Here is a 15,294-nt window from a genome sequence, read left to right as displayed (position 1 = left end):
GCGTCAGCATCCTGGCAACCGACCGGGTTTTCGCTACCACCCTCATGCAAGCCAAAGATTTCTTCCATCTCGCCAGCCTGCGCTACGGCAAGCAGCTGGGTCATGGCCTGACTCCAGCGTTCGAAACCCGACTGGTCAGCCCCGACGGTAAACCGGTGAACAGCTTCAGCGATGTGATGATGCCGGTGGACGGCGCGCTGGAAAACGCCGATATCATCGTCCTCCCCGCGTTCTGGGACGACTTCGATTCGCTGTGCAAACGTTATCCACAGGTCCTGCCCTGGTTGCGTCAGCAGCATGCGCGCGGTGCGGTGCTGTGTGGCGAAGCCACCGGTGTGTTCTGGCTCGCCGAGGCCGGCCTGCTCAATGGCAAGGAAGCGACCACCTACTGGCGCTTCTTCGATGCCTTCGCCGAACGGTTCCCCAAGGTTCAACTCAATCAGGACAAGCACCTGACCGACGCCGACAATCTTTATTGCGCGGGCGGCACCACCTCGGCATGCGACCTGTACATTTATCTGATCGAGCGTTTCTGCGGCGCCAACGTATCCCAGGCCGTGGCCCGCGACATTCTCTATGAAGTCCAGCGCAGCTATTCGCCGGGACGCATCGGGTTCGGTGGGCAGAAGCTGCACCAGGACGTGATCATCCTGCAGATCCAGCACTGGCTCGAAGAACACTTCGCCGACAAATTCCGCTTCGAAGACGTCGCCCGCGAACACGGCATGAGCATCCGCAACTTCATGCGCCGCTTCCAGACCGCCACCGGCGACAAGCCGCTGCATTACCTGCAACGCCTGCGCATCGAGACCGCCAAGGGCTTGCTGTCCGCCAGCCGCAAAAGCATCAAGACCATCAGCTACGAAGTCGGCTACGACGATGCGAGCTTCTTTGCGCGCCTGTTCCGCCAGCACACGGAGCTGTCACCAAACCAGTATCGGCAACAGTTTCAGCAAGCGGCCTAAAAGATCGCAGCCTACGGCAGCGCCTGCAGAATGGTGTGTACCCGCAGGCGCTGACGAAGCCTGAGATCTGTTGATCTTCGGCGCACAAAAAGGCCTGCAATCGCAGGTCTTTTTGTGATTTTTTCCTACGCAAAAAGCTGAAAACGGAATGCAGTCGTACACGCTTCGACTCATAGATGTTGAACCGACAACAGTACAACCTTCTTCCTTGCAATCACCCTCAGCGCTGACAAGGAAGGTCAACAGTGACTATCGGTTCAAGCTACAACTACCCCTCATCGATTTCCAAGGAAGTCACTCGAACCAAGCGCTCAACCAAAGGTAAATGGGCAGCACGTTTTCCCAACCCGCCAGACTTATGCTTCGATTATCGGCAACTGGTTGAACAAGAGAACGGCATCGCCAGGGCAACCGATACGCAACACAGAATTTGCATTATTGGCGCAGGCGTCACCGGGCTGACGGCTGCCCGGGAGCTGTACCGTTGCGGCTTCACCAACATTACGCTCATCGAACAATCCAGACGCATTGGCGGCAGACACCTGACCGTCGCCGGCAGCCCTAGCTCCTCCCAGAGCCATACCCCCTTTGAAATGGGAGCCATGCGCATGCCCTTTTTCAACCGGGAGGGCGAAGCGCCTACAGAGGGCAGATCGCTGATGGCCTACTACGCCAAGGCGTTTGACCTGGCGCTTTCAGACTTTCCCAACCCCGGGAGCCAATGGGTCAGTTCTACCGGGATCTATCTCCGAGAGGGCCGCGTGGGTGACGGTCCAACTCCGCAAATGTTGATCTGGAAAAACACCGATGGCCTGACTCCCCCTCCCGGGGAGGCGCTACAAAAGGTCTATGCCAAGTGGAGAGCATTTGCCGATCGCATGACTCGACACATCGCAGAGGTGTACGCCAGCGAGAAGTGGGAAGCCATGTGGGCTGCCATTGTTGAGAAATACCAAGGGGTTTCATTTCGCGATCTGGTCAGCATGCCGACTCTGCATGCCTGGAGTGAACGTTCGCCCGGGGACTTTGGTGGAATGGGGATGTCTGCCGAGGAGTCGGCCATTTTCTACGCCATCGGCATCGGTGACGGCAGTTGGGGCGCCTTCTACGATGTTTGCGCCCTTTATCCCTTGCGTACTGCCATTTTCGGATTCAGCAGCCAGCTGCAATTGATCCATGGTCGGGTGGATGCCAATGGCGAGCCGCTGGCATCACCCAATCTGCACAGTGAAGTCGTTTTCGACTCGACCGGGCTGGGTTTCGACAGACCAAGGTACATCGGACTCGCAGCGCTGGATGAATGCCTTTTATTCATGAAAACCGAGGAAACCGGAAAATCCGTCTACGGACATAGCCTGGAACGAAGCAATGGACTGCTGACCGACGCCTCTGTCACCAAACTCAAAAAGCTCACCAACCAGCAACTACGCGTTTACTACAACTGGAAGCACAGCCAACCCGAGCAAGCCCAGGAACACTTCGACGACTTTGATTCGGTCATTGTTACCCTTCCGTCCTGGGTGATCGAGACACGAATCAAACTCGAAAACTTCAAGCAAGAGATGCTGCCCTTCGAGACGATTAATGCCTGGAAAACCGCCCACTGGGAAACCAGCTGCAAGGTCTATGCTCCGCTGAAAAAATCATTCCTCTCGAACAACAAAAAAATCCCGCAAGTGCTCGTCACGGATAGCTTTGTCCATGATGTCTACACCTATCGCTACAACGAAAACTATACCTATGACTGCATCCTCCTGAGTTACACATGGGAGGATGACGCCACCAAACTGGCCTCCTTCACGGATAAAGAACTGGTGAACAAATGCGCCAAAGAGCTGGACCGCATCCTGATGAACTCCGCCAACATCCAGGAAAAAATCTCGCCCTATATCGGCCTTGATCAAGCGGTGGTTCAACGCTGGATAACCGATAAAAACGCAATGGGTTGCGCAAAGCTTTATCGGCCCGGCACCTACTACGATGCCGTCAGCCTGATGAAGTACAACAGGGACTTCGCGCACATTTCGGGCCTGTATTTATCCGGAGAATCATTCTCGGTCGATGCAGGCTGGACGGAGCCTTGCTTTCGAGGTGCCATCGATGCGGTCATTCATATCTGCAACAAAACGAGTGCCGCGTTCAATGGCGGCTTCTCGATGAGTGATTATCCGCACTACAAACTCAAACCCTGACCAAATACCCGCTCCAGAGCCATGCACGCGATGTGATGGCTCGCCCTCCCCGCTTCACCATCAAACCAAATCAAGCCCTTGCTCACCCATCTTGGGATAAGGACTACAGCCTTACCGGAAGCGGCTGACTTACGCCCACTCGCCGATTCAACTCTTATAAACACGCAATTAAACAGCGTGAATAACAATAAAAAGAGGTTATCGGAAATGAATCAGCCAGCAAGCCCTGTTCGTGTCGCAGTCGTGCAATTTGACCCGCAAGTGGGCACAGAGAATTGTGAAGACAATCGGTGTCGCAGCCTGACGTTGGCGCTCGAGGCGGTAAACGGTGGAGCGAATCTCATTGTGCTGCCCGAGCTCGCCAACACCGGTTATTTCTTCAGTGGACGGCAGGATGCCTACAACCATGCGGAGCGGGTACCTGACGGTCCAAGCGTACAGAACTGGATGAGTTTTGCCCGTGAGCACAAGGTTTACCTCGTAGCCGGCCTGGCTGAACGCGAGGGTATGCGACTCTTCAACACAGCTGTGCTGGTGGGACCGGAGGGGTTTATCGGCAAGTACCGAAAAGCCCATTTGTGGAACCTGGAGAAACTCTGGTTTACCCCCGGAGATCTGGGTTTTCCGGTGTTTGAGACGCCCATCGGCCGTATTGGTTTGTTGATCTGTTGGGACATCTGGTTTCCGGAAGTACCTCGAATCCTCAGCCAACAAGGTGCGGACATCATTTGCAGCTTGAACAACTGGGTGTGGACGCCACCTCCGCTGTTCGATGATGCCGGCAAGTGCATGGCGTCATACCTGACGATGACGGCAGCACACGTAAACAATGTGTTTATTGCGGCGGCAAGCCGTATCGGCGAGGAGCGAGGTGCTCGCTATCTGGGCTGCTCGTTGATCGCAGGCACCAATGGCTGGCCGATTGGCTCCGTGGCGTCAGCTGACGCGCAAGAAATCCTGTTTGCCGACGTTGACCTGACCTCATCGCGCAGCGCACCGATCTGGAACAACTTGAACGATCTACATCGTGATCGTCGAGCTGATCTTTATGATCAGATGCTCGGTTACACCCAACACTCTTGCCTGCCGCGCTGACTGGGGGTGTTGCCGATGGAAACCTCAAACGAAAAACAGCGACTGACCGGATCACCGTTCGACAAGCCGATCCTCGTATTGATGCTTGGCACAACGTTGCTGATTATCTGGCTGTCGTTCACGTTTAGAACGGCGTGGGCGGCTCATTGGCCGAGCTACAACGACATGGTGTCAGCGCTTCCCGACCCCGGCGCCTGGCTACGCTGGATACTGGGTGATATCAGCGAAGTGGCCTTCTACAAACATGAGTTCGCTTCAATCGGGTTATTGGCCGGTGCCTACCTGGCTTATTGGGCCAATCGAACCGGTAAGCGTTGGCAAGGCTTTGCCATCTCTTACGGCAGCGGATTATGGCCATGGCTGGTGACCAGTTCATTGCTGGGCTTGCTGTTGAGTAACCTGCTGTGGGGCTGGACGGTCACCGCCAACAGCTGGCAACCCACCTTTGCTGCTTTTGTCTCACTGCCTGCAGCAATGGTGCTTATGTTCGGAGGTGGCTGGAAGGTCACGATCAACGGCGCGATCATGGGCGCATTACTGGTTACGCCGATGTGCCTGCTAATCGTTAACTACGTGTGCAACCCGTTGGAGCTACCGGCAGTAATCGGCAATGTGCTGGGTATGGCAATCGCCAGCGTCGCGGCTTTTCTGCTCTGTCGCTGCTGTCCGAGGCTGGTGAAATCCGCAACCCCACTGACCACAGCGTCTACCCCGGAGCCGGCCATCACCAAAGCACCCGATTATGGACTGGTGTGGAGTTTGCGCCGAGTCCTGGCTGACTTTTCAGAAGCCCCGTTCTTTGGCAATGAACTGGCCAGCCTCGGCTTGCTCCTTGGCGCGTTGCTGGCGTATGCCCTGAACGCACTGAGTCCGGCCTACGGTTCCGGCTTATTGCTCCATCTGATGGGTGCACAAGCTTTAACGTCAGCCATCGGGGTATTGATCTGGCGTCGGCAATGGCGGTTGCTCGGCTGGTATCCGACGTACGTCCCGATGGTTTCCGTGGTGCCAGCAGCGATTTTGGCTTATGGCGGCAGCTGGCAAGTCATCGCTTCCAGTGCACTGCTGGGGGCGATCATTGCTCCCCCTCTGGCGTGCGCCATCGCTAAACGATTGCCAGCCGATTTCCACGGTTACATCGGCAATGTTCTCTCCATGGCCATCAGTACACTGCTGATCGTCCCGTTGATCGGCACACTGATCGCAGACTGAGCACTTTGCGGCCTGGCTGTATTACGGCTCAAAACCGGGTACAGCCATTTCTAAACCCATGTAAGCGAGGTATGAGATGAACTTGCCCAAGCTGGCCATCGCGGCACTCGGCGGGACGGTGAGCATGCAGCCCAGGAGTGCCGGTGAAGGGGTGATTCCAACGGTCAGCGGAGAAACCCTGCTGGCCTCGGTTCCCGAACTGAAATCACTGGCTCAGGTGACGGTGGAAACCCTTTGTCTGTTGCCCAGCGCATCATTGGATTTCGAGTGTTTGCTGAGCGTCCTTTCATGGGCGAAATATCAAGTGGCGCAAGGTGCCGAGGGTGTTGTCATCACTCAGGGCACTGACACACTCGAAGAGACAGCTTCGTTTTTCGACTACCTGTGGGACCACGATGTCCCCCTGATTCTGACCGGCGCCATGCGTTCAGCCCAACAGGCTGGCGCTGACGGACCGGCCAATTTGCTGGACGCTTGTCGAGTCGCGCTGAACCCAAATAGCCGGCAGCGAGGCGTCCAGGTCGTGATGAACGGACAGGTGCATCACGCAAGCAGCGTGCGAAAAACCGATTCGCTGGCGGTACACGCTTTCTCCTCCCCGATCTTTGGACCTGCAGCCCTGCTGGTGGAGGGTCACGTTCACTATCTGCGCTCACCGGTTCTGCGTAATGTCTTGCCTTTGCCGCAACAGACCCTGCACAAGGTGGCCATGCTTGAAGCGTCACTGTCCGCTGACACGCTGATTGTGGAAAACATCCTTAAGCTCGGTTATGACGGCTTGGTAATCGCCGGGTTTGGCGCCGGTCATGTTTCCGAGAAGTGGACGACGGTGATCGAGACCATCGCCGGAAAAATCCCCGTGATCATTGCGACTCGCACCGGCTCCGGTTCCACCGCGCAAGCATCCTATGGGTTTGTTGGCAGCGAGATGGACTTGATCCGCAAGGGGGCGCATATGGCCGGCTTTCTGTGTCCGCGCAAAGCCAGGATCCTGCTCTGGCTGCTCATCGGTTGTCAGCGGCAGGATGAGGTGACCAGTTATCTCGAATGACCACACAGGGAACTTGATCGCACAAAAAAGGCCTGCATATGCAGGCCTTTTTTACTTTCCGCACCTTGTTACGGCTTGTGCGCCCGCGCCAGGAATTCGTGGGATTGCATTTCCAGCAGTCGGCTGAGGGTACGCTGGAATTCGAAATTCAAGCGACCGCCGGTGTAGAGGTCTTTAAGCTCGACCTCGGCGGAAATGATCAGCTTCACGTTGCGGTCGTAGAACTCGTCGACCATGTTGATGAAGCGTCGGGCGATGTCGTCGGTGGTGACGCTCATCTGTTCGACATCGCTGAGCAGTACGGCGTGGAAGATCTTGCCCAGCTCGATGTAGTCGTTCTGGCTGCGCGGGCCGTCGCACAGCTCACGGAAGTTGAACCAGGCCACGTCATCGCAGGTGCGCACGGCACGAATTTCACGATTTTCGATCATCAGCACGTCATTTTCGACCGCCGCCGTGCATTCCGGTGTCAGCGCACGGAAGCTCTTGCGCAGGCTTTCGTTGGCGGCTTCGTCGAGTGGATAGTGGAACAGCTCGGCTTGTTCCAGGTGACGCAGACGATAGTCGACGCCGCTGTCGACGTTGACGATCTCGGTATTGATCTTGATCAGCGCAATGGCCGGCAGGAAGCGCGCACGTTGCAGGCCGTCCTTGTACAGGCCGTCCGGCACGATGTTCGAGGTCGCGACGAGGGTCACGCCGTTCTTGAACAGTTCTTCCATCAGGGTGCCAAGGATCATGGCGTCGGTGATGTCGGAGACGAAGAATTCATCGAAGCAGATGACCCGGGCTTCGGTGGCGAAACGCTTGGCGATGATGGTCAGCGGGTTTTTCTCGCCGCCGAGGGTCTTCATCTCTTCGTGCACGCGCTTCATGAAGCGGTGGAAGTGCGTCCGGGACTTTTCCTTGAAGGGCAACGCTTCGAAGAAGGTGTCCACCAGGTAAGTCTTGCCGCGACCTACGCCGCCCCAGAAATACAGGCCCTTGACCGGGGTTTGATCCTTCTTGCCAAACAACTTGCCCAGCAAGCCCGGCTTGTTTTGCTCGGCCGCGACCAGGTCGTCGTACAGGCGCTGCAAATGACGCACGGCAGTTTCCTGTGCGGCGTCATGGAAGAATTCCGGGCGTTTCAGATCAGCTTGATATCGTTCTAGGGGCGTCATAATTCGTTAGCAAGGCAACAAAAACGGGCCGTCACTGTAGCGACGGCCCCGAGGAATGGCAATCAGCCCTTGGTCGGGCCGAACCGTTGTTTATTCCTGAACCGGGGTCAGGGCAATGCGCAAGGCTTCGATCGCTGCGTCGCGAGCGGTGCCGTCGGCGAAGCTCGGGCTGTCGGCAACGCACTCGCCTTCCAGCCAGACACTGAAGCTCAGGTCTTCACTGCGCACGTCCAGAACCTGGCCAGCTTGCAGCTGCTTGGTCACCTGACCCGCGGTTTTACCATCAGCAAAGTTTCGCGACAGCAGCAGTTGCTCGCCATCCGCCGACAGCAGACGGAAACGGAAACTGCCGTCGTCTTCGCGGAAGCTGACAAAACGTGCAGTTTTCGCGGCTTTCTTTTTGGTAGTCGCCGCCACTTGGGTCTGGGCAACGAAGGAGCGCAGGCCGACCGCTTCACGCAGTTCGTTGAGGAACGGCGTCGCTACCGCACGGGCCTTTTTCGCGCCGTGTTGCAGGATGTCTTCCAGATCTGCCGGACGCTCGATCAACTGGTGATAACGCTCGCGGGACTCGCCTAGGTCGCTGTCCAGCAACTGGAACAGGCGACTCTTCGCCTCGCCCCAACCCAGGCCCTGTAACAGTTCGCTGCGGAACTCGTCGGCTTGCGCCGCAGAGGCAAACGCCTGGAACAGGGTGAACAGGTGCGAATTGTCCGGATCTTTGGCTTCGCCCGGGGCGCGGGAGTCGGTGACGATCCGCGAAATCGCGTCCTTCATCTCTTTGGCGCTGCTGAACAACGGAATGGTGTTGTCGTAGCTCTTCGACATCTTGCGACCGTCCAGGCCCGGCAATGTGGCGACGCTCTCTTCGATCAACGCCTCGGGCATGGTGAAGAATTCTTTGCCCTGGCCAAACAGATGGTTGAAACGCTGGCCGATGTCGCGGGCCATTTCCACGTGCTGGATCTGGTCGCGACCGACCGGCACCTTGTGCGCGTTGAACATCAGGATGTCCGCCGCCATCAGCACCGGGTAGCTGTACAAGCCCATGGTGATGCCGGCATCCGGGTCTTCGCCGGTCTCGACGTTTTTGTCCACCGACGCCTTGTAGGCGTGGGCGCGGTTAAGCAGGCCCTTGGCGGCGACGCACGTCAGCAGCCAGGTCAGCTCCGGGATTTCCGGGATGTCGGACTGGCGATAGAACGTCACGCGATCCACATCCAGGCCACCGGCCAGCCAGGTCGCGGCGATTTCCAGACGCGAGCGCTGGATGCGCAGCGGGTCATCGCACTTGATCAGGGCGTGGTAGTCGGCCAGGAAGTAGAACGAATCAGCATTACTGTCGCGGCTGGCGATGATGGCCGGGCGGATGGCGCCGGCGTAGTTGCCCAGGTGCGGCGTGCCGGTGGTGGTGATGCCGGTGAGGATGCGGGTACGGGTCGTCATGGGTAATCGCTTGTCAGACTGCAATCAATTCGAAAGGCGCGGCAGGATCAGATCCTTGAGATCGGTCAGCTTGCCATGAAAAAAGTGTCCGCATTCTGCCACTTTCAGCAGCTCATGGGGGCGTTCGAGCGTGTCGGACCATTCGTAAACCAGCTGCGGATCGATCACTTCGTCGGTTTCCGGCTGGATCAGCGTCACCTCGCCCTGCTGCGGCAGTTGATCCTGAGCACCCAGGCGCATGACGGCCGGAGCGACCATGAACAGATGCTTGATCTGTTCACCCTTCGCTTCCAGACGTCCGCCGAGACTTGCTGCAACAAATCCGCCAAAGGAGAAACCGAACAGGGTCAGTGGCAATTCCGGATGTTTGGCCCGGAACCAATCGGCCACCGCCTGGGCATCATCGACTTCGCCAGTGCCCATGTCGTGGGAGCCTTCGCTGGCGCCGACGCCACGGTAGTTGAAACGCAAGGTGATCAAACCCGCATCGCGCGCGGTGCGCTGCAGGGTCGAGACCACTTTGTTGAGCATGGTGCCGCCCTGCACCGGGTTCGGATGGCAGATGAGCGCGAGGCCGCGTGGCTGCTCGTTATCCAGGTAAAGTGCTTCCAGTTGCCCCACCGGGCCATCAATCACTACAGGGGTTTCACGCATAAGCAAGGAAGGAACTCCGTGACCTCGAATCAGGTCGACTCGTCTAGCAAATTGTCTGTGCCAATCTATTGCGAGTGAATCGCGGTATACAGCGCAGGTTGGAGCCGTTAACGTAAAGCAAAGCCGTTTATAGAGGAAGGACTCGTGGAACACTCGCTCTTAGTTTGGTTGTTACCGACTCTTGCCCTGGTTGTGGGTGTCGCCATTGGGTTCCTGATCGCTCGCCTCGCGCCGAACGCCGCGCCTAACCGCACGCAGCGTCAGCTGGACGATATTCAGGAACGTTTCGACAGTTATCAGAACGAGGTGGTGACCCACTTCAACAGCACGGCCACACTGGTCAAGAAACTGACTCAGAGCTATCAGGAAGTGCAGGATCATCTCGCCGAGGGCGCCAACCGCCTGGCCCTGGACGAGCAGACCCGCCAACGCTTGCTGGCCTCCCTGCACGCCGATGCGGCACAAGCGCCACGTGAACGCCTGACGCCGCCGCGCGATCAGGAGCCACCGCGCGACTACGCTCCAAAAGCCCCGAACTCTCCGGGCATGCTCGATGAGCATTACGGCCTGAAGAAGTCATAGGGTTTCAGGAAAGCAAAAGCCCCCGGACAATCACTTGTCCGGGGGCTTTTTTATTTCTGATCCAGTATTTTCGGTGTCTGTCAGGGCCTCTTCGCGGGCAAGCCCGCTCCCACAGGGTTATTTGTTGAACACAGATGTTGTGTACGACATCGATCACTGTCAGAGCTTGCTCGCAATGGGCCCGGAACGGACGACACAAAGAACTCCGGCCGAATGACTTAACCCAAAACCTCCCCCGCCACCTGATCAATTGCGTCCTTGGTGATGCCAACAATCAGGTCCGCCTCTGCCTCGGTCAAGACCAACGGCGGCGCGAAGCCAAGAATGTCGCCATGGGGCATCGCCCGGGCAATCATGCCGCGCTCAAGACAAGCCGCCGAGACTTTCGGGCCGACTTTCAGTGCTGCATCGAACGGTGTGCGTTGTTCGCGATCAGCCATGAACTCAACCGCTGCGAGCATGCCGTCGCCGCGCACCTCGCCCACCAGCGGATGCCCTTCCAGGGTTTCACGCAGTCGACGATTGAGATAGCCGCCAACCTTCTCGGCATTGGCCGTGAGGTTTTCCCGCTCCAGAATATCGAGGTTGGCCAGCGCCGCTGCGGCACAGATCGGGTGTCCGGAATAGGTCCAGCCATGGCCCATGGCACCTTGGGATTCGGAGGCCTTTTCGATGACATCCCAAACCTTTTCACCGACGATCACTGCCGACAATGGTGCATAGGCGCTGGTCAGGCCTTTGGCAGTGGTTATCAGGTCCGGACGCATGCCGTATCGTTGGCTGCCCATCTTCGAGCCGAGGCGACCAAAAGCGCAGACCACTTCGTCGGCGATCAGCAACACATCGTATTTATTCAGCACGGCTTGAATTGCAGCCCAGTAACCCGCTGGCGGCACGATGATGCCGCCCGTCCCCATCAACGGCTCGCCGATAAACGCCGCCACGGTGTCGGGGCCTTCGGCAAGGATCATTTTCTCCAGTTCGTCGGCGCAGTAATGTACGAACGCGGCCTCATCCATGCCAGTCGGCGCCTTGCGGTACCAGTGGGGGCACACGGTGTGCTTGATGCCTTCGGCCGGCAGGTCGAAATGTTGATGGAAGGTTGGCAGGCCGGTCAGGCTGCCGGTCATGATGCCCGAGCCGTGATAACCGCGGTCTCGGGAGATGATTTTCTTTTTCTGTGGACGACCCAGTACGTTGTTGTAGTAGCGCACCAGCTTGATCTGGGTTTCGTTGGCGTCGGAACCTGAGAGGCCGTAGTAGACCTTCTTCATGCCTTGCGGTGCCCAGTCGATTATGCGGTTCGACAGTTCGATGATCGCTTCGGTCGAATGCCCCACGTAGGTATGGTAATAGGCCAGTTCCTTGGCCTGCTTGTAGATGGCCTCGGCGACTTCGGTGCGACCATAGCCGATGTTCACGCAATACAGGCCAGCGAAGGCGTCGATGAATTCGCGGCCTTCGTGGTCGCGAATGCGGATGCCTGATGCGCTCTTGATGATGCGTCCCTTGAGTGCTCCGCTGGCGTGGTCATGGGCATGGGTCGAAGGGTGCATGAAATGCGCACGGTCTTGCTCGAACAGGGTATCGAATTCTTGGCTCATGGTAGATCTCCTCAGAACTGGCCTTGATGGTGCAGGCAGAAGTATTTGGTTTCGACAAAGGCTTCAAAGCCCTCGGTGCCGCCTTCACGGCCCAGCCCCGAGGCTTTCATGCCCCCGAACGGAATCGGATGGCCGGTGAACTTGACGCCGTTGACCGCGACCATGGCGTGGTCGAGACGACGAATCAGCGGGTAGATCAGGTCCAGGCGATTGGAGCAAATGTAGGCGGCCAGACCGTATTCGGTGTCGTTGGCCATCTCAATGGCATGATCAAGGCTGTCGAACGGCATCACTCCGGCAATCGGCGCAAAGTTCTCTTCGCGGTAAATGCGCATTTGCGGTGTGACGTCTGCCAACACTGTGGGCTGATAGAACAGGCCACCAAGCGCATGCGCTTCGCCACCCACCAGTCGGTGCGCCCCCTGTTGCAAGGCATCGGCCACACGCTCGGCGGTGACATCAAAGGCGGCCTGATGCATCAACGGGCCGATATCGACGCTCTGCTCCCGATCGCCGAGCATCGCCGGGCCGACCCGCAGTTCACGCACCGCCGAGGCAAAACCCTTGAGAAATTCCGGGTAGATCGAGCGATCGACCATGATGCGGTTGGCCGCACAGCAATCCTGGCCGGAGGTCTGGAACTTGGCGACGACCGCGACTTTTACTGCCAGCCCGAGATCGGCATCGGCGCAGACAATGAACGGTGCGTTACCGCCCAGTTCCAGCGATACCTTCTTTACATCCGCAGCCGCCGCTTGCAGCACCAACTTACCCACACGGGTCGAGCCGGTGAAACTCACCGAGCGCACGCGACGGTCCTGCACCAGGGTTTGCATGGCCATTTGCGGTTCGCCCAGCACCACGTTGAACACACCGGCCGGGAAACCCGCTTCCTCCGCCAGTTGCGCCAGGGCAAACGCGGAGTACGGTGTTTCATGGGCGGGCTTGATCACCACGGTACAACCGGCTGCCAAGGCGGCCGCCGCTTTGCGGGTGATCATGGCCGAGGGAAAATTCCACGGGGTCAGCAGCGCACAGACACCGACCGGTTCCTTGAGCGTGCCCAGGTGCGCACCGGGTATGTGGCTGGGAATGTTCTGCCCATAAAGGCGCCGCGCCTCCTCGGCGAACCAGGGAATGAAGCTGACCGCATAGGCGATTTCACCGCGGGACTCGGCCAGGGACTTGCCCTGCTCCAGGCTGAGAATCCGCGCGAGGTCTTCCTGATGCTCAAGAATCAGTGCCGCCCAGCGTCGCAGAATCAACCCGCGTGCCTCCAGGCTTTGTTCGCGCCAGCCGGTAAACGCACGGTGGGCCGCGTCGATGGCCGCGACAATTTGCGGCTGATCGAGCATCGGCACATGGCCGATGAGTTTTTGATCGGCCGGGTTATGCACGGCGATACTGTGACCGCTGTCGCTGTGGACCCAATGGCCGTCAACGTAGCAAAGGGCCTTGAACAGCAGTGGATGTTTATAGGTCATGGCGTTCACTCCAATCCGTGTGCGTAGAACCATGCTAGGGCAGCAAGACCTCGGGGATTTGGCGTTTGAACGGGGTGCGGCAGGTGGTTTTTTCTGATTGAGCGGGGGTAAATCGGGGATTTTTGCGGTGTGAATACTGCTCACGATGGCGGGACACCCGTCAATGCAGGGTTGAATGTAAGGGCGCTATCGCGAGCAGGCTCGCTCCCACAGGGAATAGCGTGTTTTCAAAGCTCCTGCGCCACTTCGGCCGGCAACGCGCCGCCGGTCTTGATGGTCTTGGTGACGATGTAGGTGAAGTAGCGTTCGATGCCCAGGTCGTCGAGCAACAACTGGTCGATGAAGCGCTGGTAATGGTCAATGTCCGGTGCCTGGATCATCGCCATGTAATCGACGCCACCACCGGTGGCGTAACAGAACGCCACTTCCGCAGCCTCGTTCATGCGCTGTTCGAAACGCCGCATGTCCTGCGCGGTGTGTCGAGCCAAGGTGATTTCCACCAGCACCTGTTGGCTTTTGAACACCGCGTTCCAGTCGATCTGCGCCCGGTAGCCCTTGATCAAGCCCAGGCTTTCGAGTTTGCGCACCCGCTCCCACGCAGGCGTTACCGACAGGTTGATCGCCTCAGCCAGGCTCGATTTGGTGATACGCCCGTCTTCAGCGAGGATTCGCAGGATTTTCAGGTCATAGCGATCGAGTTTGTGCATGGGCCGAGAATCTCCTGAATGGATGAGAAACCCTGTAGGAGCGAGCTTGCTCGCGATGGCGGCATGTCAGTCACGTCTTTATTGGATGAGCTGGCGCTATCGCGAGCAGGCTCGCTCCCACATGGGGTTTTGGGTTAGTTCAATACATCCGCGATTACCGCAATGGTATCGCCACAGCGCACCAGTCCCGGAAAATGCCGCGCCGCCAGCAGACCGCTGCGCGCCGCACGATATTCAACCGACGCCGCGCCGCTTCGGGTAGCGTCGTACACCCGGGCAATCACTTCACCTTGCTCCACGTTGTCCCCCAGATCACGGCACATTTCCAGCAGACCGTCGTGCTCGCTGGCGATGAAGCAATCGCCGTCGGGCATGTCGAGCATGATCGACGGTGCGAGCTGCACCTCGCCGTCAAGGATCCCGGCATGCACCAGCAAATTGCGCACACCGCGTTCGGCAATCGCCACGCTGCGCGCCGTGGAAGAGCCGCCGCCGCCCAGTTCGGTGGTGACGAAGACTTTGCCCTGGCGTTCGGCGGCGGTGTCGTACATCGCCCCGGCATCGAGTTCCAGCATGCGCATGCTGTACGGTGCATTGAAGGCACGCATCCCGGCCTCGCATTGCGCCTGCTGCTGTTTATCCGGCAGCACATGACAAGCGGCGAACGGCAGGAAATCCAGGGTGCGTCCGCCGGAGTGAATGTCCAGCACGATATCGGCCAATGGCAGCAAGGTACGCGTGAAGTAGTCGGCGATTTTCTCGGTCACCGTACCGTCCGGCTTGCCGGGAAAACTGCGGTTGAGATTGCCCTTGTCGATCGGTGACGTACGTCGCCCGGCATGGAACGCCGGGGTGTTCATGAACGGCACGATAATCAATCGCCCGCTCACGTCTTTGGCCGACAGGCTTTGCGCCAGTTTGCTCAGTGCTACCGGCCCTTCGTATTCGTCGCCATGGTTGCCACCGGTGAGCAGCGCGGTCCGCCCCTCACCGCGTTGAATCACCGTGACCGGAATCATCACCGCCCCCCAGGCCGAGTCGTCCCGGGAATACGGCAGTTTGAGAAAACCGTGCTGCACGCCTTCACGGGCGAAATCCACCGTGGCGCTGATTGGGTTGTCCGGCAATTCGCTCATGAT

At 58.3% G+C, this 15,294-nt stretch carries 13 protein-coding genes; 6 read left to right on the top strand and 7 right to left on the bottom strand.

The genetic code is table 11. From position 1 onward, the window contains the following. The first annotated feature begins 44 nt into the window (after positions 1-44). The 5 genes from QYH43_RS14475 to QYH43_RS14455 all read left to right on the top strand — a co-directional run bounded on the left by QYH43_RS14475 (position 45) and on the right by QYH43_RS14455 (position 6,515). Positions 45-965 carry a GlxA family transcriptional regulator gene (locus QYH43_RS14475; protein WP_177408778.1) on the top strand — a complete coding sequence of 307 codons (921 nt, stop codon included), beginning with the start codon at positions 45-47 and terminating at the stop codon, positions 963-965. Positions 966-1,210: 245 nt separating this feature from the next. Then, on the top strand, positions 1,211-3,157 hold the full coding sequence (locus QYH43_RS14470; protein WP_301157258.1) for an FAD-dependent oxidoreductase: 1,947 nt from the start codon (positions 1,211-1,213) through the stop codon (positions 3,155-3,157). 207 nt (positions 3,158-3,364) lie between these two features. Continuing rightward, positions 3,365-4,252, top strand: a complete 888-nt coding sequence (locus QYH43_RS14465; protein WP_301157257.1) for a nitrilase family protein — start codon at positions 3,365-3,367, stop codon at positions 4,250-4,252. Positions 4,253-4,267: 15 nt separating this feature from the next. Then, the gene (locus QYH43_RS14460) at positions 4,268-5,464 is read left to right on the top strand and encodes a hypothetical protein (protein WP_301157256.1); all 1,197 of its coding nucleotides are present in this window, start codon (positions 4,268-4,270) and stop codon (positions 5,462-5,464) included. Between the two features lie 76 nt (positions 5,465-5,540). Then, positions 5,541-6,515 (top strand): asparaginase, encoded by a 975-nt coding sequence (locus tag QYH43_RS14455; RefSeq protein ID WP_095056948.1) that lies wholly within the window; start codon positions 5,541-5,543, stop codon positions 6,513-6,515. Between the two features lie 68 nt (positions 6,516-6,583). Here the strand turns inward: QYH43_RS14455 and zapE are convergent, their stop codons facing one another. The 3 genes from zapE to QYH43_RS14440 all read right to left on the bottom strand — a co-directional run bounded on the left by zapE (position 6,584) and on the right by QYH43_RS14440 (position 9,778). Continuing rightward, the gene (gene zapE, locus QYH43_RS14450) at positions 6,584-7,678 is read right to left on the bottom strand and encodes a cell division protein ZapE (protein WP_095056947.1); all 1,095 of its coding nucleotides are present in this window, start codon (positions 7,676-7,678) and stop codon (positions 6,584-6,586) included. 90 nt (positions 7,679-7,768) lie between these two features. Next, positions 7,769-9,124 carry a tryptophan--tRNA ligase gene (locus tag QYH43_RS14445; protein WP_095056946.1) on the bottom strand — a complete coding sequence of 452 codons (1,356 nt, stop codon included), beginning with the start codon at positions 9,122-9,124 and terminating at the stop codon, positions 7,769-7,771. A 24-nt stretch (positions 9,125-9,148) separates the two neighbouring features. Continuing rightward, positions 9,149-9,778: an alpha/beta hydrolase gene (locus tag QYH43_RS14440; protein ID WP_095056945.1), complete on the bottom strand. Its 630-nt coding sequence runs from the start codon at positions 9,776-9,778 to the stop codon at positions 9,149-9,151. 144 nt (positions 9,779-9,922) lie between these two features. On the opposite strand from QYH43_RS14440, the gene QYH43_RS14435 reads away from it, so the two are divergent. Further along, positions 9,923-10,360 carry a YhcB family protein gene (locus QYH43_RS14435; RefSeq protein ID WP_095056944.1) on the top strand — a complete coding sequence of 146 codons (438 nt, stop codon included), beginning with the start codon at positions 9,923-9,925 and terminating at the stop codon, positions 10,358-10,360. Positions 10,361-10,578: 218 nt separating this feature from the next. On the opposite strand, the gene QYH43_RS14430 is transcribed toward QYH43_RS14435, so the two are convergent. The 4 genes from QYH43_RS14430 to doeB form a co-directional block, all read right to left on the bottom strand. Next, on the bottom strand, positions 10,579-11,964 hold the full coding sequence (locus tag QYH43_RS14430) for an aspartate aminotransferase family protein (RefSeq protein WP_095059940.1): 1,386 nt from the start codon (positions 11,962-11,964) through the stop codon (positions 10,579-10,581). 11 nt (positions 11,965-11,975) lie between these two features. Continuing rightward, entirely contained in the window at positions 11,976-13,448 is a 1,473-nt protein-coding gene (locus tag QYH43_RS14425; RefSeq protein ID WP_095059941.1) for an NAD-dependent succinate-semialdehyde dehydrogenase, read from the bottom strand. 227 nt (positions 13,449-13,675) lie between these two features. Beyond that, positions 13,676-14,155 carry an Lrp/AsnC family transcriptional regulator gene (locus QYH43_RS14420; RefSeq protein WP_095059942.1) on the bottom strand — a complete coding sequence of 160 codons (480 nt, stop codon included), beginning with the start codon at positions 14,153-14,155 and terminating at the stop codon, positions 13,676-13,678. 134 nt (positions 14,156-14,289) lie between these two features. After that, positions 14,290-15,291 (bottom strand): N(2)-acetyl-L-2,4-diaminobutanoate deacetylase DoeB, encoded by a 1,002-nt coding sequence (gene doeB, locus QYH43_RS14415; protein ID WP_095059943.1) that lies wholly within the window; start codon positions 15,289-15,291, stop codon positions 14,290-14,292. Positions 15,292-15,294: the final 3 nt, after the last annotated feature.

Source organism: Pseudomonas sp. C32 (assembly GCF_030417915.1).
In the GTDB taxonomy this organism is placed as follows: Bacteria; Pseudomonadota; Gammaproteobacteria; order Pseudomonadales; family Pseudomonadaceae; genus Aquipseudomonas.
This window is presented reverse-complemented; position numbering and strand designations above follow the sequence as displayed.